The following is a 25,974-nucleotide window of genomic DNA, read 5'->3' on the forward strand; positions in this document are numbered from 1 at the left end:
TAGACGAAAAGGCCGGCGATCAATGCCGGCTTTTTTTATGCTGTTTCAAGGCGCACAAGCTGCCGGTCGTGCCAGCGGCCGAGCAGGCCCAGCGCCAGCAGGGCGCCAATCAGTGCCCAGGCCATATCCGATTGCGTGTCCCAGACATAGCCCTGGGTACCGAGAAAGCTGTCGGCGGCTTCCTCACTGAGCAGTGCCACCCACCATTCGATCAGTTCGTAGAACGCGCTCAGTGCCAGGCAGACACAGACGATCATAAAGCCCCGCCAGTAACGACCGTTGATAACCTGAAAACGCAGCAGCAGTTCACGGGCGATGATCGCCGGCACAAAACCCTGCGCCAGGTGGCCTAGCTTGTCGTAGTTGTTCCGTTCCCATCCCATGATAGGCTGCAGCCATTCGAACAGCGGCACACGGGCGTAGGTGTAGTGACCGCCGATCATCAGGATGACGGCGTGGCCCAGGATCAGCCAGTAAAGCAGCGGGGTCAGCGGGAAACTGCGGCGCGTCAGCAGTATGATCAACAGCCCGAGTATGGCCGGCAGAACTTCCAGCAGCCAGGTGATGCGATCATGGGGCGCAATGCCGGACCAGACCAGTACGCCGACGAAAACCAGCAGCCATGCGGTTGGCGCGATTAACGACCACGGTGTAGATGGCGCCGGCATGTTGTATCCCGGCCCTAGGCCGGGCTCGGTTCACGCAGCAGTTGCTGTTTCAGCAACGCGTCTGTCAGCTCGCGCACCTCGGTCTCGGCGTAATCCGCCGATGTTTGCAAGTGGCCCCAGACCGGCTGTGGCCAGCAGGCATCCTCGCTGCTGCGGCCGACGATATGGATATGCAACTGCGGCACGAGATTGCCGATGGTGGCGATATTGATGCGTTCACACTGGTAATACTTCTTGACGAAGCGGGCCAGGCGTCGCACCTCAGACAGCACCTGGTGGTAATGGGCACTGTCCAGTTCGTGCAGTTCGGCAACAGCGGTGGCGGGGACCAGTATCAACCAGGGCAGGCTGGCGTTGCGATGCAGTAATAATGTCCCCGTGCCGGCGGCGCCCAGGTAATGGCAGTCTTTCGAGAGTTGCGGATGCAGACTGGTCATGGACGGCGCCTTTGCTCAGACTATGACTTAACAATAGCGGAAAGTGGCCGCTGATTACCAGTTATCCATGCAAATAAGCAACAACGGGTAAAGGGATGAACGCAGACGTACAGCCGATACCGGCACTTAACCTGGCGATCGCTTTCCTGCCGGTGTTGCTGGTGTGGTTGATCATGCAATGGTGGTCGCTGCCGTCACGCCAGGCCCTGTATGCCAGCGGCCGGATGCTGTTGCAGCTGTTATTGGTCGGCTATGTGCTGACCTATATCTTCGAGTCGGAACGCGGGCTGGTCGTGGTCGGCGTTTTGATCGTCATGCTGCTGGCTGCCAGCGGTATCGCCCTGCGACCGATCAGCCGCAATTACCGGCACCTGTTCTGGATCGTCTGTGCGGCCATCATCATCGGCGGTGTCTCGACGCTCATCCTCGTCAGCCAGTTCGTATTCAACCTGGATCGCTGGTACGAACCGACTTACCTGATCCCGCTGGGCGGCATGATTTTTTCCAACTGCATGAACAGCATCAGCCTGGCGGCCGAACGTTTCGAGGCTGAATGTCAGCAGGACAAGGAGAAATCGGAAGCGCGTCGTACGGCCATGAATGCCGCCATGATTCCGCAGATCAACACACTGCTGGCGGTTGGCATCGTCGCCCTGCCGGGCATGATGACCGGCCAGATACTGTCAGGCGTGTCGCCCCTGATCGCGGCCCAGTACCAGATCGTGGTGATGACGATGATATTCGGTTCTGCCGGTATGGCGACGGCTGCCTATCTATGGCTTATTGGCCATGTCCGGCGTTCATCAGCGGAACGTTAGCCGGATCGAACAGCTGCCAGTGTCCCCCGCCATTCGCCTTGGCCTGGTACATGGCCAGATCAGCATTGCGCAGCAACGATTTGGCGCTGTCGCCAAGCGTTGGATACAGCGCGACGCCAATGCTGGCCATCAGATTGACCGGTATGCCGGAGTCGTAGGGATTGTCACGAAAAGCCTGCAAAATATTCTCGGCAGTCTGTTGCCAGCGTTCAACTTCGCCATGCCGCGACAGCAGCACGGCAAATTCGTCACCGCCGAGGCGCGCCACCAGGCCATGGTCGCCGACAGCGGTGTTGAGTACCGTGGCGGCATGCTGAATGGCGCGATCGCCGGTTTCGTGGCCGAACTCGTCGTTGATCAGCTTGAAGCTGTCGAGGTCGATGAAAAACAGGGCAAAACGTTCACCCGCCGCGGCTGATGACATGACCTGCTCTTCCAGCCGATTGGTGAATACCTCGCGGTTGTACAGGCCGGTCAGGGCGTCACGCGTTGCCTGATAGTCCAGTTGGGCCTGCTTGGTGCGTGTTTCCGTGACGTCGGTAGCGATGCCGACGCGGCTCGTCACCTGGCCCTGATCGGAGAGTACCGGGTAGCTCTGAAACCGCAGCCAGCGCAGTTCGCCTTCTGCATTGTGGATGCGAAAATCGAACACCAGCACCTTGTCAGGGGCCCAGCTTGCTATCTGCTGTCTGACGTGGTCGCGGTCTTCCTCGACAACAGCGCCGATCCAGGCCCAGGGATCCGTCCGTACCTGTTCGCGTGGCAGACCGAAAATGCGCTCGTAGGCCTTGTTGACGAAGATCAGTTTCGGTTCCGTCGGCGATGCGACCCAGCAGATATCCGGGATGTTGTCGGCGAATTCCTTGAGCAGTTTTTGTGAATTCTGCAGGTCGTTCAGCTGATGCCGGATAAGCCAGTACAGCAGCAGGGCGGTAACAAGGACAAAACCGACACCCTTGATCGCATGCGGAATCCAGCCGTCACCCAATTGCTCGGATAGCACGTGCGTGAGCACGAAATCCGTGCCAATGATCCAGCCGATGCCCCACAGTGCGTAGAACAGGCTGATGCCCAGCGCCCGGTCACGCCGCCAGAAGCGGCCGCCTTTGGCGGTCAGGCTCATGATCGTGAGGCGTCTTCTTCAGTATCAATGGCCCGGCATGCCACCGGCTCGCCATTACCACGGCTGAGCGATGCCCGATCCCCCTTGTTCCAGAAGACGATATCGTCGGCACTGTATTTGGTACCGGAGGCGGCGCGTTCGCGCGTCAGGCGGACGGCACGGTGGTTCAGAAATACCACCATCTCGTCGTTGGCCTGTTCGTAGCGGGTATCGAGTTGCGTGCCGTCGTCGCAGCGGTAGCGTTGCTCACTGGACTGTGGCGCCTGGTTGAGCAGTTCCTCGGTATCGATCAGTTTTGGGTCACTGCTGCAGCCGATCGGTGCCAGCAGGGTCAGACAAAGTATCCCGCCGCGTTTCATTCCTGTAACCATTGGGCCGCCTGTTTTGCAAAGTATGTGAGTATGCCGTCGGCGCCGGCGCGCTTGCAGGCCGTTAACGCCTCCAGTACGCAGGCCTTTTCATCGAGCCAGCCGTTGGCCGCCGCCGCCTTGATCATCGCGTATTCGCCGGAAACATTATAGACATAGGTCGGCATGGCGAAGTTTTTCTTGACCCGGTAGACGATGTCGAGATACGGCAGGCCGGGCTTAACCATGACCATGTCGGCGCCCTCGTCGATATCCAGTGCCACCTCGCGCAGGGCCTCGTCGCTGTTGGCCGGATCCATCTGGTAGCTGAACTTGTCGGCCTGGCCGAGGCTGGTCGCCGAGCCCACCGCGTCGCGGAACGGGCCGTAGAAGCTCGAGGCGTACTTGGCGGCGTAGGCGAGTATGCGCGTGTTGACGTGACCGGCCTGTTCCAGTGCCTGGCGGATGGTACCGATGCGCCCGTCCATCATGTCCGACGGTGCGACCACGTCGGCACCGGCAGCGGCATGGCACAGCGCCTGCTTGACCAGCACGTCGACGGTGGCGTCGTTGACGACGTAGCCGGCGTCATCCAGCAGCCCGTCCTGGCCGTGGCTGGTGTAGGGATCGAGCGCCACGTCGGTGATGACGCCGAGCTGCGGCTGCGCCTGCTTCAGGGCGCGCACGGCCCGCGGCACCAGGCCGTCCGGGTTCCAGGCCTCGGCGGCGTCGGCACTCTTCTGGCCGGCGTCTATGACCGGAAACAGCGCCAGCGCCGGGATGCCGAGGCGGGCGATGGTATCCGCCTCGGACAGCAACTGATCGATGCTCAGGCGTTCTATGCCGGGCATGGAGGCGACCGCCTCGCGGCGATCGTCACCGTCGAGCACGAACACCGGATAGATCAGGTCGGTGACATCGAGGCGATGCTCGCGCATCAGACGGCGGGAAAATTCGTCCCGCCGCATGCGTCGCGGACGGCTGCGCGGATAATGGCCGGACTGGTTCATAGGCATGTCTGTCCTGGAGGTTGTGAGTCGACGTGGTTCAACGGCTGGCTGATATGATGGCCCTGTGAGCAAAGATTATAACGTGTTCAGCGCCCGAACTTTAACGTGTCCCGTGGAGTGACCCCGGGAAAGTCCGGCTTATATGCCAGCGAGTGTCATAATGGCGGCTGAAGCAATGCTCCGCATCGGCGTATGTGCCGGCCGGTGCTGCTTCGAACAGGCGTTGCTCCGGCGGACGGCGGGGCGGCCGGGGCCATAACCTGCTGCTGGTCGGCCTGGATACCCCGTGCCTGCGGCGTATTGAGGTTACACTGGGCATGCATCGCGTGCATCACTCGGTGGAGCGGATTGAAACCGACAGCAACTTCGGCTTCAACCTGCCGTGCTGGGAATGGCTGTTCGGTACCTGTCGCGATCAGCCGCGCGCCGGCCAAGACCATTGACGCTCGGCCTGGACATTTAACGCGATCGGCGCGCGGGTTGCACAGGCTGCTGGCGCCGCCGTTTTTGAGTACAGTGGCGTCGGTACGCCGCAGAGAACCATCGACAACAGTTCGGGAGACCCAGACAGATGACGGCACAAATTATTGACGGCAAGGCGATTGCCGAGCAGGTACGCGGTGAGTGGAAAAAGCGCGCTGACGCTCTGAAGGCGCAGGGTGTGCTACCGGGGCTGGCGGTGATTATCGTCGGTGACAACCCGGCCTCGAAGGTGTATGTGCGCAACAAGGTCCGCGCCTGTCATGATGTTGGCCTGCATTCCGAGGTTCACGAACTGCCGGCTGACATTACCGAGGCGATGCTACTGAAACAGATCCAGGATTTGAATGCCAATCCGGACATTCACGGCATTCTGGTACAACTGCCGTTGCCGGATCACATCAGTGACGACAAGGTGTTGGAAACCATCGACGTTGAAAAGGACGTCGACGGGTTCCATCTCTACAACCTCGGCGCGCTGGTGGCCGGCAATACCGTATTCCCGCCGTGCACGCCCTATGGTGTGCAGTGCCTGATCGAGCACACCAACATCCCGATCGAGGGCCAGAATGCCGTCGTTGTCGGTCGCAGCAATATCGTCGGCAAACCGATGGCGCTCATGCTGTTGCACAAGGGCGCAACGGTGAGCATTTGCACCTCGAAGACACGCGACCTGGCGTTTTATACCCGCCTGGCTGACATACTCGTCGTCGCCGTCGGCCGGCCCGGCCTGATCACGGCCGACATGGTCAAGGAAGGCGCGGCGGTGCTGGACGTCGGCATCAACCGCACCGATGAGGGCAAGCTGGTCGGCGACGTCGATTTCGAATCGGTGAAGGAAAAAGCCGGTCACATCACGCCGGTGCCGGGCGGCGTCGGGCCAATGACCATTTCCATGCTGGTGGCCAATACCGTGCTGGCGGCAGAAAGATTGAGCGGTCTGGGGTCGGGCAAGTTACAGGATACGTGAACCGTGATCGCGGGGCCGGGAGCTGGATGGACTCCTGTGGGGGTGAATCAACCGATTAGTTATTGGTGATTAGTGACTGGTTATTGGTTGATTCAAAAAGCGTTACTGCCAATGTTCCCGAGTCACGGAAAAATTGAACACCAATAACCAATTAACCACTGCCGTGGAAGTCGACTTCAGTCGGCGAAACATGATCTGAAAAATCGCGGATTGCAATGTGTTCCCACAAGAGTCGGACATTACTAATTACCGGTCACCAATCACCCAGCTACCAACGCCCGACTCTGGCTTTCAATCCATGCCGCTGCTTCCTGCGTAATCTGTTTCGCGGTTTTGCCGTCGGTTTCTATGGGCGGGCCTATGACGACCTGAATCGTGCCGGGCTTTTTCGCAAAACTGTTCTTGGGCCAGTAATGGCCGGCGTTGTGAGCGACAGGCACGACCGGGCGGTCCGCGGCCTCGGCGAGCATGCCGCCACCCGGCAGATACTTGCCGCTTTCCCCCGGCGCCACCCGCGTGCCTTCCGGAAAGACGACCACCCAGCTGCCGTGCGCCAGCCGGTTTTTACCCTGCTCGACGATCTGGCGCGTGGCGCGGAAACCGTTGCGGCGATCGATGGCGATCGGTCGTAACGAGGCCAGCCCCCAGCCGAACAACGGGATCCAGAGCAGTTCCTTTTTCAGGATAAACACCTGGGGGGCATCGATGATCAACTGGATGGCCATGGTTTCCCAGGCCGACTGGTGCTTGCACATCACGATCGCCGGTCTGTCCGGGAGATGCTCGCGCCCGTGCACCTCGAAATCCAGGCCACAGGTGACCTTCAGCCACCATAGGGCGAAATGGGTCCACTGGGTGACGATGCGATAGCGCAGCCGGTAGGGCAGCGGCAGGATGAGTAGGCTAAGCGGTGTGTAGATCAGCATGGCGGCGGTGATACCGCCATAAAAGAGCGTTGCCCGGAATGCGGCCAGCATGGGCGTGTTCAGTGCTTGCCGAGCAGGTCGTTGACGAATGCGGCCAGGTTCTCGTAGACGGGCACGTCTTTTGGCACCTTGTTGTCGTTGACGATCCGGGCGCCGCGGCCGGTCTTGACCAGTATGGGCTGGGCGCCGGCGGCGCGGGCGGACTGCAGGTCGCTGATGCGGTCGCCAACGCAGGGCACGCCTTCCAGGTTGATACGCAGGCGGCCGGCAAGATTCAGTAGCATATCGGGCTTCGGCTTGCGACAGTTGCAGTCGGCGTCGCGCGAACTGCAGGGACAGAAGAAAATCGCCTCGATCTGGCCGCCGAACTGCGCCAGATGACTCATCATCTTCTGGTTGATGGCGTTGAAATCCTCGATGCTGAATTTGCGCCCGGCGAGTTCGGCCTGGTTGAGTACCAGCACGACACGATAGCCGTTCTGCGACAGACGGCCGATGGCCTGCAGGCTGCCGGGCAGCGGCTGCCATTCGGCGACCGAGGGGATGCCATCCGTGTCTTCGCCGATGACGCCGTCGCGGTCGAGGATAACGGTGGGCATGGTCTATTGCAGACGTGAGATATCGGCAATGCGCCGGAATTGCGCGCTCAGGCTGGCGAGCAGGGCGATGCGGTTGCTGCGCAGTTCGGGATCGTCACACATGACCATGACATTATCGAAGAATGCATCGACGCTGTCACGCAGTCCGGCCAGCGCGGTGAGCGCGGCGGCGTACTGGTTGGTGGCCAGCAACGGCTCGATTTCGCGCTGCAGTTGTTCGAGCTGCGCGGCCAGGTGCTTTTCGCTGGCGTCCTCCAATACAGCTGCGTCGAGCGTGGTTGCGACGCCGTCGGCCTGCTTGAGGAGGTTGCCGATGCGCTTGTTGGCGGCAGCGAGACTGTCGGCCGCGGCCAGCTGACGGAAGTCCTGGACCGCCAGCAGCCGTTGGTGAAATTCCAGCGGCCGGGTCGGCTGACAGGCCAGCACCGCCTCGAAGCTGTCGCTGCTGACGCCGTTGTCGAGGTAATAGCGGCGCAGGCGTTCCATCATGAACTCGAATACCGGTGTCAGGGCGGTTTCGGCATCGATGTCATCGGCAAATTGTTCGGCGGCCGTGGCCAACGTCGCTTTCAGGTCCAGATTCAGTTCACCCTCGATGATGATGCGCAGTACGCCCAGCGCGGCCCGGCGTAGCGCGAACGGGTCCTTCTCGCCGGTCGGCGCCTGACCGATGGCAAAAATGCCGACCAGCGTGTCGATCTTGTCGGCGATGGCCAGGGCCCGGCCGCTGGCGGTCTGCGGCAGTGCGTCGCCGGCGTAGCGCGGCCGGTATTGCTCGCCGATGGCGCAGGCGACTTCGGCGTCCTCGCCGTCGTGGGTCGCCAGGTAGCCGCCGGCGACGCCCTGCAGTTCCGGGAATTCGCCGACCATCTGCGTGACCAGGTCGCACTTGGCAAGAGCGGCGGCACGGCGCGCCTTGTCGGCGTCACCACCGATATCGGTGGCAATAGTGGCGGCCAGTTCCGCCACGCGTTTCATCTTGTCACCGAGGCTGCCGAGCCGTTTCTGGAAGGTCATGCTGTCCAGCGCGGGCATGCGGCTGGCCAGCGTCTGCGCCCGGTCGGTTTGCCAGAAGAACATGGCATCCGACAGGCGCGGCACGATCACGCGTTCGTTGCCCTTGCGCACCTGCTCCGGATCGAGGCTTTCGATATTCGCCACGGTAATGAAGTAGGGCAACAGTTTGCCGGTATCGTGTTCCCGTATCGCGAAATAGCGCTGCTGGTCTTCCAGCGTGGCGATCAGCACTTCTTCCGGCAGTTCCAGGAACTGCGGGTCGAACTCGCCGCGCAGCGGTACCGGCCATTCCACCAGCGCCGCAACCTCGGCGACCAGGTCGCTGTCGGGCGCGCTGTTCAGCGCCTGGCCGCCAACCTGTTCGGCCAGAATCGCGACCTTTTCGCTGATCACCTGGTTGAGCTGTTGTTCGCTGTCGTTCAACCATACCCGGCCCTGCTGCAGGGCGCTGACATAGTCAGCGGCTGACGCGAGCTCAATCGGTTCAGGCTGATGATAGCGATGACCGCGGGTGAAGCGATCGCTCTTGATGCCGAGCAGTTCGCAATCGATCAGCTGCTCGCCCAGCAGCACCACCAGCCAGTGTACCGGCCGGACGAACTCGTGCGTGCCATTACCCCAGCGCATGCGCTTGGGGATCGGCAGCCTGGCCAGTGCGTCGTTGATGGCCGACGGGATCAGTTCGCCGGCCGGCTTGCCGGGCTCGGTGATGGCGAAATACAGCTTGCCGTCCTTTTCCTGTAATTGATCCACCGTGGTGTTGCAGGAACGGGCAAAGCCCGTCGCGGCCCTGGTCGGCTGGCCGGCATCATCGTAGGCGATGTTCAGGGCCGGGCCGTATTTTTCCACCTGGCGGTCCGGCTGTTGCGGCCGCAGGCCTTCGATAATGACGCTCAGCCGCCGCGGCGAGTAAAAGTAACGGCTCTTGCCGGCACCGGTATCATGCAGCTTCAGTTCATCGCCGAGAATGGCCTGCAGGCGATCGTGAAATTCGACCGCCAGTGACGCCAGCGCCCTGGGCGGCAGTTCCTCGGTGCCGATCTCGACCAGCAGATCCGGTTGCCTAGCACTCATACGACTTCCGATTCGTTCTTGATAAGCGGGAAACCGAGCGCCTCACGGCGATCGTAGTAGGCCTGGGCGATGGCGCGTGCCATGGTGCGCACGCGCAGGATGTAGCGCTGGCGTTCGGTCACGGAGATGGCGCGGCGTGCGTCCAGCAGGTTGAAGGTGTGCGAGGCCTTGAGCATCTGCTCGTAGGCCGGCAGTGGCAGATCGTTGTCGAGCAGCCGCTGACACTCGCTTTCGCAGTTGTCGAACCAGCCGAACAGACTGGTGGTGTCGGCCTGCTCGAAATTGTATTTCGACTGCTCTACCTCGTTCTGGTGATAGATGTCGCCGTAGGTGACGACCCCGGCCGGTGTGTCACTCCAGACCAGGTCGTAGACACTATCGACTTCCTGCAGGTACATGGCAATGCGTTCCAGGCCGTAGGTCAGCTCGCCGGCGACCGGTTTGCAGTCGAGACCGCCGACTTGCTGAAAGTAGGTGAACTGGCTGATCTCCATGCCGTTCAGCCAGACTTCCCAGCCCAGTCCCCAGGCACCCAGCGTCGGCGATTCCCAGTTATCCTCGACGAAACGGATGTCGTGGATCAGCGGGTCGATACCGAGCGTACGCAGCGAGCCGAGATACTGTTCCTGGATATCGGCCGGCGACGGTTTCAGCAGCACCTGGAACTGGTAGTAGTGCTGCAGCCGGTTCGGGTTGTCACCGTAACGGCCGTCGGTAGGCCGCCGTGACGGTTGCACGTAGGCGGCGTGCCAGGGTTCCGGGCCAATGGCGCGCAGGAACGTGGCGACGTGGAAGGTGCCGGCGCCGACTTCCATATCGTACGGCTGCTGGATGACGCAGCCGCGCTCGGCCCAGTATTGCTGCAGGCGCAGGATGAGGGTCTGAAAATCTTTCGGCGCGGACGCCAGTTCTGCCGGCATGAGTCTGAATCTGGGGGCTGAAATCCAAGCCCGGCAGTATAGCCGAGCCGGGCCTGCAGATAAAAAGTTCCGTTCAGTTAGTCGTCGGTCACGCGGGTGTAGTCATCCAGCACTGCGGTGAGCACGTCGTACTTGAAGCTCGGGATCTGGTAGACCCAGCCGGACAGGCGCTGGTCGAGATCGCGCGCTTCGGCTTCCACCGACAGAGGCTGCTCCGCCAGGCTGGCTTCGCCCTCTGCCTGAACAAGTTGATCCAGGGCGTCGTCATCGCTGGCTTCGGCTGCATTGGCGTCATAGCTGAAACGGAAGTTAGCGTAATGCCGATCCTCGATACTGCGGCTGCGCACCTTCACAACCAGGCCATCGAAAGTACGGACTGTGGTTTCGATGGTGTCGCCGGCGAAATCGAATGATTCCAGTGCGCGAATATCACGGGCACTGATGCGTTGCAGTACCGAGCCGAAACGGTTCAGCGCCGTGCGTGACTGGATGCTGCGATCGGCGGGCAGGTTCCTGAGACCGAAACCGCCGCCCGGCGAATTGCGCACGGCGTGCAGCGTTTCGCCGTCGGGGTGGCGAATGACCACTTCGCTGATGCGTTCCGAGGCGATATCCAGTATGTCGGGATTGAACCACTCCGTCTTTTCGGCTGATGCCGGTGCCCGGCCCTCGACCAGCAGGGCATGCTCGGCATCCGGTTTACGCACGTAAACACCGGTTTGCATGTTGCTGGCCTTGCTCATGTGCGCCTTGCCGAGAATGACATCGGCCAGCGTCTTGCCGTCGGCATCGGTAACCTGCACGCGTACGGAATTGCTGTCCGGCTGGGAGGGATCCCGCACGTTCAGATGGTGGTACAACTCGGGGTTGCCGGTCTTGCGTTCCAGCGTACGCAGGCCGCTGAGGTTGATGAGCAGCGAGCGCACCTTGTCGAACAGCGCCGGGTAGTCGTCGCTGTTGGCGATGTACCAGGTTTCGCCGTCACGCTCGAGAATGGTCTTGTGGCGGTTGCTGGTCAGATTGATGGTGGCGGCATTATTGACGTTGTCGACCAGCGCCGGGAACAGCAGCTCATGACTCATGGAAGTTGGTGCGCGGTCCTTGCTGACGACGACTGCCGCCGCAATGACCACGGTCAGTGTAATGGCGGCGAGCGCGATCAGGTTATTGCGATTCATGCGGTCGCTCCACTCAACGGCGTTGACGAATGTAGGTACGGTACAGGCCGACGCCGATGGCAACGAAGGCGATCAGCAACGGGACCAGACCGATGTTGATGAAACGCAGGCGTGACGCCAGTCGCTCGATATCCTTTTGCAGGTTGTGTTGCACTTCGCGCAGCTCCTGGCGGACTTCAAGCTGCTGGCGGCGCGATTCCTCGATCGCCTGGGCCTGTTCCTCGCTCATGATGAGCCCGGAAACGCCCTGTTCCTGTTGCAGCTGCTCAATGCGTGACTGTGCCTCCTGCAGTTTGCTCTGCAGCTGCTGTTCGCGTTCGCGGTATTCCGCTTCGGCGTTGCGGCGCAGGCGCTCGACCACCTCGAACGGCCGATCGAAGGTGCCGCGGCTGCGCAGGCTGATGAGGTCGGTATTGCCCGACAGGTTGTCCAGGGCATTGACGACGAAGTCACCGTTGTCGGCGATCGGTTCTGGTACCTGCATGCCGTACTGGCTTCTTTCGCGGATCCAGAAGCGATTGCTGAGAATGTCGGTATCCGCAACCACGACGGCATTGAGCTCGCCCTCGCTCAGCGACTCCCGTTGTTCGTCATCGCGACGGCGCTGTTCAGTCCGCGGCGGTCCGTCCGGGAAGGCGGTCTTGATCGGTCCGCTGATGCGGGCCGCCAGCGTAAAGTTACGCCCGCTGGCTGCGAAGTTTTCGATAATGACGTTCGGATCGCGCTGCAGCAGGATCAGATCGCGTTCCAGTAGCGTCGATTGCGTCGACGTCTGCAGCAACGGTTCCAGCGACAGTTGCGAGTCATCGGCCAGCTCGATATAGCTGCTGGTGCCGAGCTGGACCCGCTTGAGCTGGCTGGTGATGAAGTCCTCGCGGTTGATGGTGTCCTCGCCCAGCTGCAGCCACGGCAGGTAGGGGACTTCCTGGGTGCCGCGCTCGCCGCGATGCTGCACGCGGATGGCGTTGTCCATGTCGCCGACGATCTTGTCTTCCGGGATACGGATACCCCAAGGGTCGAACAGGGTTGCCAGTTCGGAATCGCGATCCGGCATCGCACGCGGATTTTGCGGATCGGGACGCGATTTATCGGCCTCGGCGAAGGGATCCACGAACACCATGAGCTTGCCGCCGTCTAGGGCAAACTGATCGATGGCATAAAGCGTTTCTTCGGGCAGGCTCTTCGGATGCACGACCATCAGCACCTCGATGTCATTGCTGATGAAGGAAGCATCAGTCGCCAGTTCACGCACATCGAAGAACTCGCGCATTACGCGAATGATCGGCCAGGCGACGTTGCCGCCGGCACCTTCACCCTTGAACAGGGGCAGATCGCCGATCACGCCGACGACCTGCTGATCCGGGTTGGCGAGTTTGTAGACCATCTTCGACAGTTCGTACTCGAGTTCGCTTTCGCGGCTCGGGGAAAAGAACGGAATGACCTCGGTGTCGTCGATGGAGTTGCTGCCGACTAGGCCGAAGTAGGCCTGCTCACCCGAATTGCCCACCGGTACGCTGCGCACGCCATCGGCAACGGCGCGGTCCTCAAGGTCGGTGAACGGTTTCGGATCGACCACTTCAAAATGCAGCTTGCCGTCGGAGTGCGCCTCGTATTCGCGCAGCATGTCGCGCACGCGCACGCCGTAGTTCAGTAATTGCGGGTAGCCGAGCAGCTGGTCGCGGGAAAAGTACATCCGTAGCGTGACTGGCTCGTCGATGTTGTCGAGGATGTTCAGTGTGCCGTTGGAGAGTGTGTAAAGATCGTTCTCGGTCAGGTCGACGCGCCAGTTTGTCAGCGTCGCATTGACGATGATGTTGATTGAGATGAACAGGCACGCCGCGAGGACGAGACCGGTGCCGGATGACAATTGTTTGCTACGCATGGTCAATCAGCTCGCTTTCTTGGCTTCGATGGTGACAACGTTGGCGTACAGCCAGAAAGCAATCAGCGTGGTAAAGAAGATCATGTCGCGGGCATCAATCACGCCTTTCTTGATGGAATCGAAATGCGTGAAGAAGCTGAACGAGGCGATTACGTCGACGATGGCCTGCGGCGCCCAGCCCTTGAAGAAATCCAGTACCAGCGGAAAGCCGCTGAGTAGGAACAGGAAGCAGATAACCACGCTGACGACGAAGGCGATGACCTGGCTCTTGGTCAGGGCCGAGATGCACGAGCCGATGGCGAGAAAGCCGCCGGCCATCAACAGGCTGCCGATGTAACCGGCGACGATGACGGTGTTGTCCGGATCGCCGAGGTAATTGACCGTCAGCACCATCGGAAATGTCAGCGCCAGGGCAACCGCACTGAAGGCCCAGGCCGCCAGGTATTTGCCGATGACCGCCTGGGCGGTGGATAGCGGCAGTGTCATCAGCAGTTCGATGGTGCCGCTCTTGCGTTCTTCCGACCACAGGCGCATGGCGATCGCCGGGATCAGGAACAGGTACAGCCACGGATGGAAGTTGAAGAACGGCTGCAGATCGGCCTGGTTGCGTTCGAAGAACGAGCCCAGGTAGAACGTGAAAACGCCGGTCAGAAACAGGAAGATGACGATAAAAACGTAGGCGACCGGCGTGGCGAAATAGCCGACGAATTCGCGTTTGAAAATGGCAAAGATATTGTTCATGGTCAGGCCGCCCGGTTACTGAATTCGCGTTGTCCCTCGGTACTGTGCGGCATCGTGATCTGGCGAAAGACGTCATCCAGGCGGCCGGATTCGACCCGTAGCGACTGCACCGCCCAGTTATTGCGGTGAATCGTCTCGCCGATCGCGGTGATGATCTCGCGGCCGGCGTGCGGTACCGCCAGCAGGGTGACCTGGTCGCCCTGTTCGGCGATGCGCTCGACGCGTTCGACATCGTCGAGCCCGTTGAGCGCCGTCTCGGCCGCGGCTGCGGTGGCCGGGTCGACGATCAGGGTGACGGCATTGTGCATGTCCGAGCGGGCCTGCAGTTCGGTCGGCGTGCCGTCGAACAGTATCCGTCCGGCGGCAATGATCACCGCACGCGAGCAGACCGCGTCGACTTCCTCAAGTATGTGCGTGGAAATGATGATCGCCTTGTCGGCAGCCATTTCCTGGATTAGCAGGCGTACTTCGTGTTTCTGGTTCGGATCGAGGCCGTCGGTGGGTTCATCCAGGATCAGGATTTCTGGATCGTGCAGCAGCGCCTGTGCAATACCGACACGGCGCTTGTAACCCTTGGACAGGGTTTCGATGGTCTGCTCGACGACGCTTTCCAGGTGAATCTTGTCGATGACGTCACGAATGCGGTCCTGGCGCTGGCTTCTCGGCACGCCGCGGACTTCGGCGACGAATTCGAGGAAGCTCTGCACCGTCATCTCGCCATAGCTGGGCGCGCCCTCCGGCAGGTAACCGATGCGCCTTTTAACCTGAATGGGTTCGTCCTGCACGTCGTGGCCGGCAACCCGGATCGTGCCGCCGGTCGGCTCGAGGAAGCCGGTGATCATTTTCATGGTCGTGGACTTGCCGGCGCCGTTGGGGCCGAGAAAGCCCAACACTTCACCGCGCTGTACGTTGAACGACACATTATTCACGGCATGCAGGATGCCGAAACGCTTGTGCAGTTCGCTGACTTCGATCAGGGTCGTCATTAGTCTTTTAAGCCGGTCGTACCGACCAGCCGCTGGCTCCGGTTATTGTATTTATTGCCAGTGATTGGACTGTAAAAACTGTAGGTTATCTGTACGGGGTGCGCTCATTCTGCACATTGCGCCGACCCCGTCAAACAGCAATAGACCGATGACCGGCTGGCGAGTTCAGCCGTCCGCTTACTTCGGGCCTTCCAGGTGTTGGCGCTGCTTGAGCCGGAACAATGCCGAGATGTCCTCGTCGGCGTGGCCCTCGTCCATCAGCTTCTGGTAGTGGATCAGCGTCATTTCCACCAGCGGCAGGCTGATACCGGTCTTCTCCAGTGCCATCGACCGGCAGATGCCGAGATCCTTGTGATGCAGGCCGAGCTTGAAGCCGGGATCGAATACGCCCTTGAGCATGGTCTTGCCGCGATGCTCGACGAACCAGTTACCGGCGGCTCCGGCCGAGACCACGTCGACGACCTTGTCCATGTCCAGTCCCAGGCTCTCGCCGAAGGCCAGCGCCTCGGTGACCGCCTGGTTGATACCGGCGGCCATCAGCTGGTTGACGGCCTTGGTCGCCTGGCCGCTGCCGGATTCGCCCATGTAAATGACATTGCCGGCGATCGCCTCCAACGCCGGCCGCGCCCGCTCCAGCGCCTGGACGTCGCCGCCGACCATGGTTACCAGCGTGCCCTGGCGCGCGCCCTCGACGCCGCCGGAAACCGGGCAGTCGAGAAAGAAGCCGCCGGCGTCGGCAAGCCGCGCCGCCGCCGTCTGCGCGGTACTGGCGTTGACCGTCGAGGTATCGGCGACCACGCCGCCGGGCTGGATGCCGGGCAGCAGCTGGTCGACAACGTCGAGGACGTCGTCATCGCGCGACACGCAGGTGATGATGACGTCGCACAGCTCGGCCAGCTGGGCCGGGCTGTCGGCCACCTGGCAGCCGGTTTCACCGGCCAGGCTCTCGGCCTTGTCGCGGCTGCGGTTCCAGACCGCGGCGAGCAAATCGTTGGCGTGCAGGTTACGGGCCATGTGCGCGCCCATTGCGCCTAGGCCGATGACACCGGTCTTTATCATGGTTGCTTGGTTAACTGGTTAATTGGCAATTAGTGAATGGTGAATGGCTAGCGCCAGCGTGACAAGCGCAAGCCGTGGATCAACTGCTTCGGTCAGCGATTATTCTTCCAGATAACTGTAGCCCTCGAGTCCCTGGTTGAGGAAGTCGAGATAGTTTGCGCGCGTGGCCGCATCGAGCGCCGAGGCGTCGATGCGCTCGGCGAAGCGGGCGCGCAGGCGGTCGACGTCGACCTGCACGTAGCGCAGCAGGTCGGCGACGCTGTCGCCACGGTGCGCGCCGGTCAGGCGATAGCCGCCATCGCTATCCAGCTCGACGTTGATCGAGCCGGTGTCGCCGAACAGGTTGTGCATGTCGCCGAGGATTTCCTGGTAGGCGCCGAGCAGGAAGATGCCGAGCAGGTAGGGTTCGTTGGCGTTCGGCTTGTGCAGCGGCAGGCTGGTCTCGATGCCCTCACCGTCGACGTAGAGATCGATGCGGCCGTCGGAATCGCAGGTCAGATCCTCGATCAGGGCGCGCCGCGACGGCCATTCCTGCAGCCGGTGTAGCGGCACGATCGGGAACACCTGATCGATGGCCCAGCTGTCCGGCAGGCTCTGGAATAGCGAGAAGTTGCAGAAGTACTTGTCGGCCAGGCGCTCATTGAGTTCGTTCAGCACCTCGCGCTGGGCGTTGTCGTCGTAGCGTAGCCAGTGGCGTACGCGGCGGGCGATGGCATAGAAGATGGCCTCGGCGTGGGCACGCTGATCGAGGCGGATAACACCGTAGGTGAACATTTCCTGCGCGCGTTCCAGGTCGTTGAGCGCGGCGTAGTAGCTGACCAGGGCGCCGCGCTGCTCAAGGCTGGCGAGGATTTGCCAGAGATCATGCAGCACCGCCGGCGCGTCGCTCTTCGGTGGTGCCGGCTGCAGGTTGCCCGGTGCCGGATCGACGTCGATGACGTTGGTGATCAGCATCGCGTGATGCGCGGTCAGGGCGCGGCCCGACTCGGTGATGAGATCCGGTTCCGGCAGCGCGTGCTCGCGGGCGACCTCGGCGAAGGCGCGGACGATGGCCTCGGCATAGGCGTCGACGGTGTAGTTCATCGAGCAGGCGTTGCGCGAGCCGGTGCCCTCGTAGTCGACGCCGAGGCCGCCGCCGAGATCGACCGTGGTGATCGGTGCGCCGGCGGCGCGCAGTTCGGCGTAGTAGCGCGCGCCCTCGCGCAGGGCGCGCTGGATCTGCTGGATGTCGGTAACCTGCGAGCCGATATGAAAGTGCATCAGCTGCAGGCAGTCGGCCATGTCCGCCCGCTGCAGGCGTTCGAAGGCGGCCAGCACCTGGCCGGCGGTCAGGCCGAACTTGGATTTCTCGCCGCCGGAGTTCTGCCATTTGCCGGCACCGACCGACGCCAGCCGCAGGCGGATGCCGAGCCGTGGCCGCACGGCCATTGACCGGCTCGCCTGGATCACCAGTTCCAGCTCGGACAGTTTTTCGACGACGATGTGGACGTTCAGGCCCAGCTGCTGGCCGATCAGCGCCAGCTGGATGTACTCGCGGTCCTTGTAACCGTTGCAGATGATCGTGCTGCCGGGGGTGGCCAGCGCCATGATGCACAGCAACTCCGGCTTGCTGCCGGCCTCCAGGCCGATGCGCTCGCCGCCGTGGTCGATGATCTCCTGGACCACGCGCTGCTGCTGGTTGACCTTGATCGGGTAGACCAGCGTGTAGCGGCCGGCATAACCGAGTTGGCCGCGGGCGTGATCGAATGCCGCGCACAGCGTGTCGATGCGGTGGCCGAGAATATCCGGGAAGCGCACCAGCACCGGCAGCGGCAGGCCGCTGGCGGTGATCTCGTCGCTCAGCCGGTGCAGGTCGATGGCCGGTCCGCCACGACCCTGTGGCTGCGCCTGCAGGTGGCCGTTGGCGGCGATGTCGAAATAGCCGTCGGTCCATGCCGGAATGTGATACAGCCCGCGCGAGCGGTCGATGCTCCAGCGCACGCTGCCGGACTGCTGTTCGGTGGGCCTGACGCTGTTCATGCGCGGGCGCCGGCCTGGTCGTGCGCGGCGAGGATTTCGGCAACGCAGGCGGTGAGCTTCATCGCCGTCGGCAGGTGCAGGAATTCGTTCGGACCGTGGGCGTTGGATTGCGGGCCGAGCACGCCGGTGACCAGGAACTGCGCCTGCGGGAATTTTTCGCCAAGCATACCCATGAACGGGATCGAACCGCCTTCGCCCATGTGCATCACCGGCTTGCCGAAATGCTGCTGCGAGGCCTGGTCGAGGGCCTGGTCCAGCCAGTCGGGCAGCAGCGGCGCGTGCCAGCCGCCGGCACACCATTCAGGATTGAAGTGCACCCGGCAGCCCTGCGGCGGTGCAGATTCCAGCGCCTGCTTCAGCGCCGCGGCGGCGGCGGCGGCGTCACAGGTCGGCGGCAGGCGCAGCGACAGTTTCAGTGTCGTCGCCGGCCGCAGCACGTTGCCGGCGTCGGCCAGCGGCGGCAGACCGGCGGCGCCGGTGATTTCCAGCGCCGGCCGCCAGGTCCGGTTCAGGATCAATTCGGCCGGTTCAATGCTGTTCGGTTGCGTGTCGCTGGCGAACGGGAAGCGTTCGTAGCAGCTGTTGCCGAGTACCGCGGCGGCGCGTTCGGCCTGCTGGCGGCGCGTGGCGGGAATGTCGACATGGCAGGCATCGACGCGGATGCGGCCGTCGCCGGCGTCCTCGATGCGTTCGAGCAGCTGGCGGGTCAGGCGGAAACTGGACGGCACGATGCCGCTGGCGTCGCCGGAATGAACACCCTCGTCCAGCACCTCGACGCAGAGATCGCCACCGACCAGACCGCGCAGCGAGGTCGTGCACCACAGCTGGTCGTAGTTGCCGCAGCCCGAGTCCAGGCAGATGACCAGCGCCGGTGTGCCGATGCGTGCGCTCAGGTGATCGATGTAGGCGGGCAGGTCGGGGCTGCCGCTTTCCTCGCTGGCCTCGATGAGGATCACGCAGCGGGCGTGCGGCAGGTCCTGTTCGGCCAGCATGCGTACCGCCAGCAACGAGGCGAAGGTGGCGTAGCCGTCGTCGGCACCGCCACGGCCGTAGAGCCGATCGCCCTCGATGACCGGCTGCCACGGTCCCAGACCGGCGCGCCAACCGGTCATTTCCGGTTGCTTGTCGAGATGACCGTACAGCAACACAGTTTCATCACTGTCGCCGCTGGCCGGAATCTCGATGTACAGCAACGGCGTGCGCCCGGCCAGGCGGACGATTTCCAGTTGCATGTCCGCCGGTCCTTCGCGCCCGCACCAGTCGGCAAATTGCTCGACCGCTGTATCCATGTAGCCATGCTCGGCCCAGTCCGGGTCGAATAACGGCGACTTGTTCGGTACTTTAATGTACTGGACAAGTTCGGGCAGGACGCTGTCCTGCCAGCGCTGTTCGATAGCCTGTTTCAGTGCCGTGGTATCCATGGCGGATGAGTCTAACCTTGCACTGCATCAGTCGCAAAGCGGAACGTATAGCTGTTATTGTGCTCAAAGCTGAGTAATGAAAATGAACCCTGTCGCATTATCCTAAATTTATGACGGCGCGGTGTAGGACATTAATTAAATCGTGCCCGTGCAGAGGAGTTATATCGATGAAACCGAGTCTGATACTGAGTAAAGTGATATTGCTTGCCTTCCTGCTGGGACTGGCAAGTGCCTGCAGTGATAACGGCGAGCGGTCTAGCCCGAGCGGGACTGATGCGCCAGCGGACAGCGCAACGACGGAATCAGCAGCTGACAGTGATTCAGCTACTGCGGAAACCACAACGGCCGCTGATAATACGGACAGCGGCGATAGTGCAACGGCGACTGCCGCTGCTGACAGTGACGGTGCGGACAGCAGTGGTGGTGCCGAAAGGCATACCATAACGGCCCGTTCTACCGCCTACGATCCCATGGTCCTGAAGATCAAGCCGGGTGACAGTGTCAGCTGGGTTAATATGGGCGGCCATAATAATAATTTCGAGAAGGGCAACATCCCGGAAGGAGCGGAACCCTGGAAAACACAACTGGGGAATGATGTCAGCAAGACTTTCGATGTCGAGGGCCTGTATCTTTACAAGTGCGATCCGCACTTTGCCATGGGCATGGTCGGTGCGATCATCGTCGGTGAGCCGGACAACCTGGCAGCCGTCGAGGAGAATGCCAAGGGCATGTACAAGCGCGCCTTGGCGAAGGCCAAGGCGCAGCTGTAACAGTCAGGCATCAGCCGGTGCCGCCCCGTGGGCGGCACCGGCTCATTCGTTTTTCAGCGTCCGGCGCGCTGCCTGCAACTGTTCCAGTAGCGCCGGCTCCGGCGTCGGATAGCGGGGATCGAGGCGTTGCAGCGTCCGCGTCACGATGTCCGCAACCTTGTAGCGCATGTAGGTCTTGTCGTCCGCCGGCACCGCGTACCACGGTGCCCAGGGCCGTGACGTGGCATTCAGTGCCTGTTCGTAGGCGTGCATGTAGTCCTGCCAGTAGCCGCGTTCCGCGACGTCCTGCGCGGAAAACTTCCAGTGCTTTTCCGGTTGCTCCAGTCGCTTCAAAAAGCGCCGGCGTTGCTCGGTGGCGGAAATGTTCAGGAAGAACTTCAGGATCAGCGTGCCGTTGCGTGCCAGATGGTGTTCGTGTTCGCAGATGGATTCATAACGTTGCTGCCAGCGATCGGCGGGGTCGGCCAGTGGCGGCAGTTTCTGCGCTGCCAGAAGTTCCGGATGCACGCGCGCGATCAACACTTCCTCGTAATAGCTGCGATTGAAAACACCGATATGGCCGCGTTCCGGCAAGTGCGACATGGTGCGCCAGAGAAAATCGTGTTTCAGTTCCAGACTGCTGGGTTGTTTGAACGACTTGACCTGGCAGCCGGCCGGATCGACCTCACGCAGCACCGCCCGGATGGTCCCGTCCTTGCCGGCTGCGTCCATGCCCTGGAAGATGAGCAGCAGGGCATGGCTGTTCTGGGCGTAAAAGCGGCGCTGCAGATCGTCCAGACCGCTGATACCTGCCTTAAACAATGCCCGTATCTGGCGGCTGTTGAAGTCGGCCGGTGGTTGTTGGGCGGCGCTGTCGATGCGAAAGCTGCCATCGGCGGGAATACGGCAGGCATCGTCGGCCGGGTAATCGTCGTTCATGGCGGTCAATTAACCGTGGCCGGGCTGCGACGTCAAGCAGTGTTCGCCTGACATGGACATGCCGATCTTTTATCATCAACGCCAGATTTCAATTAAGGATGCAGACTCATGGCTTTGCGGAGCTATCACGGCAAAACGCCACAACTGGGCAAGGGCGCCTACGTCGATGACGCGGCACTGGTGATTGGCGATGTGGTGCTGGGTGAGGACAGCTCGGTCTGGCCGATGACGGTGATTCGCGGCGACGTCAACAGTGTGCGTATCGGCGCGCGTACGAATATCCAGGACAATTCGGTACTGCATGTCACCCACGATGGCAAATTCAGTCCCGGTGGCTATACCCTGACTGTGGGTGACGATGTTACCGCTGGCCACCGGGTGATCCTGCACGCCTGCACGGTCGGCAATCGCTGCCTGATCGGCATGGGCGCCATCATCATGGACGGCGCCGTGCTCGAGGACGACGTCATGCTGGCCGCCGGTAGCCTGGTGCCGGGCGGCAAGCGCCTGGCGGCGGGGTATCTGTACATGGGCAGCCCGGTGAAACAGGTGCGCGAGCTCAACGCCGAAGAGCTCGAGTCGCTGCGCTACTCGGCCGAGCATTACGTCGAGGTCAAGAGCGCTCACCAGGCCGGCTGACTCGTTTTTGTCATGTAAAGCCGCTATCATGCGCCGCCTTCAAGCGACCCCTTACAATACCCGGAACGTTGCCCATGACACTGGATCAGAACTGGTTTACCGAAACGAGTGACGGCTTCGGCCTGGCGCTGAAGACCACCGCGCGACTGCACGAGGAGCAGTCCGAGTACCAGCGTATAGAGGTCTATGCCACTGAATCGTTTGGCAATCTGCTGACGCTGGACGGTCTGGTGATGCTCACCAGCCGCGACAACTTCGTCTATCATGAAATGCTCAGCCACCCGGCACTCTACCGACACCCGGCACCGCGTGACGTGATCGTGGTCGGCGGCGGTGATTGCGGTACCCTGCGGGAAGTTCTGCGCCATGATGAGGTACAGCGCGCGACGCAGATCGAGCTCGACGAGCGCGTCACGCGGGTGTGCGAACGCTTTTTCCCGGAACTCTGCGAGGCCAATGACGATCCGCGCGCGACGCTGCTTTACCAGGACGCCATCGCCTGGATGCGCGACGCCGAGGCGAACAGCGCCGACGTCATCCTCCTCGATACCACCGACCCGGTGGGCCAGGCCAGCCGGCTGTTCGGCGAGGCGTTCTACCGCGACTGCTATAAGACGCTGCGCGACGGCGGCATTGTGGTGGCGCAGAGCGAATCGCCGCTGTTCGACATGGAGCTGTTGCAGGAGATCAACCAGGGCCTGCGCGCCGCCGGCTTCGACAGCGTCCAGGTGTTGCCGTTTCCGCAGTGCACTTATCCGTCTGGCTGGTGGTCGGCGACTATGGCCGGCAAGAACATCGACGTCAGCAACGCCGCGGAGCTGCGCCGCTGCGACCTGCCGACCCGCTACTACAATACCGAGCTGCATCAGGGCGCAATGGCGCTGCCGCAGTTCCTGCGCGAGGCGCTGAAATAGCGTTATAGCGGTCCGGTCAGTCCTTTTTCTGCTGGCCGGAGCCGTCCCCGGATTTGCCAGGGCAGTCCATGTACTTGAGGTGGCCGTGGATCCGCCCGGCCCGTCAGGGCGACCAGTAACACAATCGACAGTAGGGCCCGGCCGGGTGCTACGTCCACGGTCGCTGCCGGCGGTGCGGTGGATGCCCGTCTTCCATCAGGTCTTGTCTCCCTTCGCGGTGAACGAAGTCCGGCTGAACAGCACGGAACCGTCGTCATGGCGTCGCTGTACGCCTATAATGGTAATTTCGATCAGGCGCCCGTCGGCGTGGCAATTTTGCATGGTCCCGGTTTTTCCCAGTCTTTAGGGTAACGTCACTCACAGTTTGGGTTTCGACGGCCGGACGAAGCGCCAGGGACGGTGATCGACTGGATTCGGAAGCGACACGGGCAGTCCGGCAAGGGCAGGTAGCGAAAGGCAAATGACAGCAACGGAACAACAATACGATGTCATCGTCGTCGGCGGTGGCCACGCCGGCACCGAAGCCGCACTCGCGGCCGCGCGCATGGGCGCGCGCACGCTGTTGCTGACGCACGCCATCGATACGCTCGGCCAGATGTCCTGCAACCCGGCGATCGGCGGCATCGGCAAGGGCCACCTGGTGAAAGAGATCGATGCGCTCGGTGGCCTCATGGGGCGCGCCGCCGATCATAGCGGTATCCATTTCCGCCGCCTGAACGCCAGCAAGGGACCGGCGGTGCGCGCCACCCGCGCGCAGATCGACCGCAGCCTGTATCGGGTCAACGTGCGCGCGGCGCTGGAGTCGCAGCCGAACCTGTTTATCTTCCAACAGGCCGTTGACGACCTGATCGTCGACGGCGAGCGCGTCACCGGCGTGGTTACGCAGATGGGACTGGCTTTCCATGCACCGGCGGTGGTGCTGACGGTGGGTACGTTCCTCGGCGGCCGCATCCACATGGGCGAGACCCATTACCAGGGCGGTCGCGCCGGCGATCCGCCGAGCAATGCGCTGGCGCAACGGTTGCGTGAACTGCCGTTCCGCGTCGGTCGGCTGAAGACCGGCACGCCGCCGCGCATCGACGGTCGCTCGATCGACTACACGCAGCTGGAAGTGCAGCCGGGCGACGATCCGCGGCCGGTGTTCTCGTTCACCGGTTCGGCCGCCGACCATCCGGAGCAGACGGTTTGCCACATTACCTATACCAACGAGTGCACCCACGACATCATCCGCGCCAACCTTGAGCGTTCGCCCATGTTCAGCGGCGACATCGAGGGTGCCGGGCCGCGCTACTGTCCGTCGGTGGAGGACAAGGTGGTGCGCTTCGCCGACAAGCCCGCACATCAGATTTTTATCGAGCCGGAAGGCTTGCGCGCCAGCGAGGTCTACCCGAACGGTATTTCCACGAGTCTGCCGTTCGACGTCCAGCAGGCGCTGGTACGCTCGATCGCCGGCTTCGAGAACGCCCATATCACGCGGCCGGGGTACGCCATCGAGTACGACTATTTCGACCCGCGCGATCTGTATCCATGGCTGGAAACGCGTTTCCTCGGCGGCCTTTTCTTCGCCGGCCAGATCAACGGCACCACCGGCTATGAGGAAGCCGCCGCCCAGGGGCTGGTCGCCGGGCTGAACGCGGTCTGTCGGCTGTGCGACAGGGAGCCCTGGAGTCCTGGGCGTGACGAGGCCTACGTCGGCGTGCTGATCGATGATCTCATTACGCGCGGTACCAGCGAGCCGTACCGCATGTTTACCAGCCGTGCCGAGTACCGGCTGCAGCTGCGCGAGGACAACGCCGACCTGCGCCTGACCGGTCGTGGTCGCGACCTCGGTTTGGTCGGTGACGCGCAGTGGCAGCTGTTTGATCTCAAGCGTGAAGCGATCGACCGGGCTTGGGCGCGACTCGAATCGACGCAGCTGACACCGGCGCAAGTACCGGCGGCCGACGCCGAGCGCGTGTTCGGCCAGGCGCTGCGCAAGGAAGCGTCGCTGCTGCAGTTGCTGAGCCGGCCAGAGGTGACGCTGGACAAGCTGGCGCTGTTGCCGGTCGAGCTGCCGGAGATGGACGCGGTGGTCACCGAACAGATCGAGATCCAGGCCAAATATCGCGGTTACATCGACCGCCAAAGCGAGGAAATCGAGCGCAACCGCCACAACGAGTCGACGCCGTTGCCGGATGACATCGACTACGACCAGGTCCGCGGCCTGTCGGCCGAAGTGTTGCAGAAACTGAAAAGTCACCGGCCACACAGCCTCGGCCAGGCGGCACGCATTCCGGGCGTGACCCCGGCGGCAATCTCGTTGCTGCGCGTGCACCTGAAAAAACGTGCCGCCGGCGAGCTGGCACGGAGCGCCTGACCATTAACGCACCCAGGGCCGAGGCCGGAATCGATCGCCAGGCGCTTGCCGCCGAACTGGAGACCGGCATCACGGCGCTGGGCCTGGATCCGGCGGCGCTGCCGCAGGCAGCGCTGCTCGACTACCTGGAACTGCTGGTGCACTGGAACCAGGCCTACAATCTGACCGCCGTGCGTGATCCGCAGGCCATGGTCGCCTACCACCTGCTCGACAGTCTCAGCCTGTTACCCCATCTGCGCGAATCCGATCGCCGCTGTCTCGACATCGGCACCGGGGCCGGTCTGCCGGGCGTGGTACTGGCACTGGCGCGCCCGGACCAGCACTGGGTGCTGCTCGACAGCAACTCGAAGAAGACCCGCTTCCTGCAGCAGGTGCGCATGCAGCTGGATCTGAACAATATCGAGGTGGTGCGCGAACGGGTCACCGAGTACGCTCCAGAGGCGCTTTTCGATGTCGTCAGCGCGCGGGCGCTGGCGGGACTCGACAAGCTGTGTCGCTGGGCACAGCCGCTGCTGGCACCGGGCGGTCGGCTGCTGGCGATGAAGGCAGCGCCCGATGCCGGCGAGCTGGACAGTGTCGTTGACCTGTCGATCGATTATCGCGGCCATGAACTGAGCGTGCCCGGCGTTGACGGGCCGCGTTCACTGATCGAGCTGTGGTTTAATACCTGAGCACTTGTGCCATCGGCCGTTCCCCCTGCCG

The 25,974-nt window shown here is 62.3% G+C and carries 25 protein-coding genes and 1 pseudogene; 8 read left to right on the forward strand and 18 right to left on the reverse strand.

Annotation, left to right across the window (positions count from 1 at the left end; translation table 11 throughout):
* Positions 1–35: 35 nt before the first annotated feature.
* Both J2T55_RS07090 and J2T55_RS07095 read right to left on the reverse strand, forming a co-directional pair.
* Entirely contained in the window at positions 36–668 is a 633-nt protein-coding gene (locus J2T55_RS07090) for a DUF2238 domain-containing protein (protein WP_259055160.1), read from the reverse strand.
* 14 nt (positions 669–682) lie between these two features.
* Positions 683–1,105: an HIT family protein gene (locus J2T55_RS07095; RefSeq protein WP_259055162.1), complete on the reverse strand. Its 423-nt coding sequence runs from the start codon at positions 1,103–1,105 to the stop codon at positions 683–685.
* 95 nt (positions 1,106–1,200) lie between these two features.
* Between J2T55_RS07095 and J2T55_RS07100 the strand changes: the two genes are divergently transcribed.
* Positions 1,201–1,923 carry an ABC transporter permease gene (locus J2T55_RS07100; RefSeq protein WP_259055164.1) on the forward strand — a complete coding sequence of 241 codons (723 nt, stop codon included), beginning with the start codon at positions 1,201–1,203 and terminating at the stop codon, positions 1,921–1,923.
* Here J2T55_RS07100 and J2T55_RS07105 read toward each other — a convergent pair.
* From J2T55_RS07105 to hemB, 3 genes are read right to left on the reverse strand one after another with little or no spacing between them, the layout of a single operon-like run.
* A complete protein-coding gene (locus J2T55_RS07105; RefSeq protein WP_259055166.1) occupies positions 1,886–3,046 on the reverse strand; it encodes a sensor domain-containing diguanylate cyclase in 1,161 nt (386 codons plus the stop codon). The genes J2T55_RS07100 and J2T55_RS07105 overlap by 38 nt on opposite strands.
* Complete coding sequence (locus J2T55_RS07110; protein WP_259055168.1) at positions 3,043–3,405, reverse strand: MliC family protein; 363 nt, start codon at positions 3,403–3,405, stop codon at positions 3,043–3,045. Before J2T55_RS07110 ends, J2T55_RS07105 begins: the two co-directional genes overlap by 4 nt.
* The gene (gene hemB / locus J2T55_RS07115; RefSeq protein ID WP_259055170.1) at positions 3,402–4,403 is read right to left on the reverse strand and encodes a porphobilinogen synthase; all 1,002 of its coding nucleotides are present in this window, start codon (positions 4,401–4,403) and stop codon (positions 3,402–3,404) included. Before hemB ends, J2T55_RS07110 begins: the two co-directional genes overlap by 4 nt.
* Positions 4,404–4,693: 290 nt before the next feature.
* Between hemB and J2T55_RS13235 the strand changes: the two are divergent.
* Both J2T55_RS13235 and folD read left to right on the forward strand, forming a co-directional pair.
* Positions 4,694–4,834: pseudogene (locus J2T55_RS13235) on the forward strand (sterol desaturase family protein); the annotation flags it as partial.
* A 140-nt stretch (positions 4,835–4,974) separates the two neighbouring features.
* Positions 4,975–5,853 (forward strand): bifunctional methylenetetrahydrofolate dehydrogenase/methenyltetrahydrofolate cyclohydrolase FolD, encoded by an 879-nt coding sequence (gene folD / locus J2T55_RS07125; RefSeq protein ID WP_259055174.1) that lies wholly within the window; start codon positions 4,975–4,977, stop codon positions 5,851–5,853.
* Positions 5,854–6,113: 260 nt separating this feature from the next.
* Here folD and J2T55_RS07130 read toward each other — a convergent pair whose 3' ends face one another.
* The 11 genes from J2T55_RS07130 to J2T55_RS07180 all read right to left on the reverse strand — a co-directional run bounded on the left by J2T55_RS07130 (position 6,114) and on the right by J2T55_RS07180 (position 19,675).
* Positions 6,114–6,830 carry a lysophospholipid acyltransferase family protein gene (locus tag J2T55_RS07130; RefSeq protein WP_259055176.1) on the reverse strand — a complete coding sequence of 239 codons (717 nt, stop codon included), beginning with the start codon at positions 6,828–6,830 and terminating at the stop codon, positions 6,114–6,116.
* Between the two features lie 8 nt (positions 6,831–6,838).
* Entirely contained in the window at positions 6,839–7,378 is a 540-nt protein-coding gene (locus J2T55_RS07135; protein ID WP_259055178.1) for an HAD-IIIA family hydrolase, read from the reverse strand.
* A 3-nt stretch (positions 7,379–7,381) separates the two neighbouring features.
* Positions 7,382–9,469, reverse strand: coding sequence for a glycine--tRNA ligase subunit beta (gene glyS / locus J2T55_RS07140; RefSeq protein ID WP_259055180.1), 2,088 nt, complete (start codon positions 9,467–9,469; stop codon positions 7,382–7,384).
* A complete protein-coding gene (gene glyQ, locus J2T55_RS07145) occupies positions 9,466–10,389 on the reverse strand; it encodes a glycine--tRNA ligase subunit alpha (RefSeq protein ID WP_259055183.1) in 924 nt (307 codons plus the stop codon). The genes glyS and glyQ overlap by 4 nt, the downstream gene beginning before the upstream one ends.
* Positions 10,390–10,466: 77 nt before the next feature.
* Complete coding sequence (locus J2T55_RS07150) at positions 10,467–11,567, reverse strand: DUF4340 domain-containing protein (protein WP_259055185.1); 1,101 nt, start codon at positions 11,565–11,567, stop codon at positions 10,467–10,469.
* A gap of 13 nt (positions 11,568–11,580) precedes the next feature.
* Entirely contained in the window at positions 11,581–13,449 is a 1,869-nt protein-coding gene (locus J2T55_RS07155) for a Gldg family protein (RefSeq protein WP_259055187.1), read from the reverse strand.
* A 6-nt stretch (positions 13,450–13,455) separates the two neighbouring features.
* The gene (locus tag J2T55_RS07160; RefSeq protein WP_259055189.1) at positions 13,456–14,190 is read right to left on the reverse strand and encodes an ABC transporter permease subunit; all 735 of its coding nucleotides are present in this window, start codon (positions 14,188–14,190) and stop codon (positions 13,456–13,458) included.
* A gap of 2 nt (positions 14,191–14,192) precedes the next feature.
* On the reverse strand, positions 14,193–15,167 hold the full coding sequence (locus J2T55_RS07165; protein ID WP_259055274.1) for an ABC transporter ATP-binding protein: 975 nt from the start codon (positions 15,165–15,167) through the stop codon (positions 14,193–14,195).
* 186 nt (positions 15,168–15,353) lie between these two features.
* Positions 15,354–16,232, reverse strand: coding sequence for an NAD(P)-dependent oxidoreductase (locus J2T55_RS07170; RefSeq protein WP_259055276.1), 879 nt, complete (start codon positions 16,230–16,232; stop codon positions 15,354–15,356).
* Positions 16,233–16,334: 102 nt separating this feature from the next.
* Complete coding sequence (gene speA / locus J2T55_RS07175; protein ID WP_259055190.1) at positions 16,335–18,254, reverse strand: biosynthetic arginine decarboxylase; 1,920 nt, start codon at positions 18,252–18,254, stop codon at positions 16,335–16,337.
* A complete protein-coding gene (locus J2T55_RS07180; RefSeq protein ID WP_259055192.1) occupies positions 18,251–19,675 on the reverse strand; it encodes a M20 family metallopeptidase in 1,425 nt (474 codons plus the stop codon). Before J2T55_RS07180 ends, speA begins: the two co-directional genes overlap by 4 nt.
* Before the next feature lie 167 nt (positions 19,676–19,842).
* On the opposite strand from J2T55_RS07180, the gene J2T55_RS07185 reads away from it, so the two are divergent.
* Positions 19,843–20,445, forward strand: coding sequence for a plastocyanin/azurin family copper-binding protein (locus J2T55_RS07185; protein WP_259055194.1), 603 nt, complete (start codon positions 19,843–19,845; stop codon positions 20,443–20,445).
* A gap of 42 nt (positions 20,446–20,487) precedes the next feature.
* Here J2T55_RS07185 and J2T55_RS07190 read toward each other — a convergent pair whose 3' ends face one another.
* Positions 20,488–21,363 carry a PPK2 family polyphosphate kinase gene (locus J2T55_RS07190; protein WP_259055195.1) on the reverse strand — a complete coding sequence of 292 codons (876 nt, stop codon included), beginning with the start codon at positions 21,361–21,363 and terminating at the stop codon, positions 20,488–20,490.
* Positions 21,364–21,471: 108 nt separating this feature from the next.
* Here J2T55_RS07190 and J2T55_RS07195 point away from each other — a divergent pair, with 108 nt between their 5' ends.
* Both J2T55_RS07195 and speE read left to right on the forward strand, forming a co-directional pair.
* Complete coding sequence (locus J2T55_RS07195) at positions 21,472–22,002, forward strand: gamma carbonic anhydrase family protein (protein WP_259055196.1); 531 nt, start codon at positions 21,472–21,474, stop codon at positions 22,000–22,002.
* Between the two features lie 74 nt (positions 22,003–22,076).
* The gene (gene speE, locus J2T55_RS07200) at positions 22,077–22,916 is read left to right on the forward strand and encodes a polyamine aminopropyltransferase (protein WP_259055198.1); all 840 of its coding nucleotides are present in this window, start codon (positions 22,077–22,079) and stop codon (positions 22,914–22,916) included.
* Positions 22,917–23,111: 195 nt separating this feature from the next.
* Here speE and J2T55_RS07205 read toward each other — a convergent pair whose 3' ends face one another.
* On the reverse strand, positions 23,112–23,237 hold the full coding sequence (locus J2T55_RS07205) for a hypothetical protein (RefSeq protein WP_259055200.1): 126 nt from the start codon (positions 23,235–23,237) through the stop codon (positions 23,112–23,114).
* 139 nt (positions 23,238–23,376) lie between these two features.
* Here J2T55_RS07205 and mnmG point away from each other — a divergent pair, with 139 nt between their 5' ends.
* The gene (mnmG, locus tag J2T55_RS07210) at positions 23,377–25,272 is read left to right on the forward strand and encodes a tRNA uridine-5-carboxymethylaminomethyl(34) synthesis enzyme MnmG (protein WP_259055203.1); all 1,896 of its coding nucleotides are present in this window, start codon (positions 23,377–23,379) and stop codon (positions 25,270–25,272) included.
* A 98-nt stretch (positions 25,273–25,370) separates the two neighbouring features.
* Positions 25,371–25,943 (forward strand): 16S rRNA (guanine(527)-N(7))-methyltransferase RsmG, encoded by a 573-nt coding sequence (gene rsmG / locus J2T55_RS07215; RefSeq protein WP_259055278.1) that lies wholly within the window; start codon positions 25,371–25,373, stop codon positions 25,941–25,943.
* Positions 25,944–25,974 lie beyond the last annotated feature (31 nt).

It is taken from the genome of Methylohalomonas lacus (genome assembly GCF_024808875.1).
GTDB lineage: Bacteria > Pseudomonadota > Gammaproteobacteria > Methylohalomonadales > Methylohalomonadaceae > Methylohalomonas > Methylohalomonas lacus.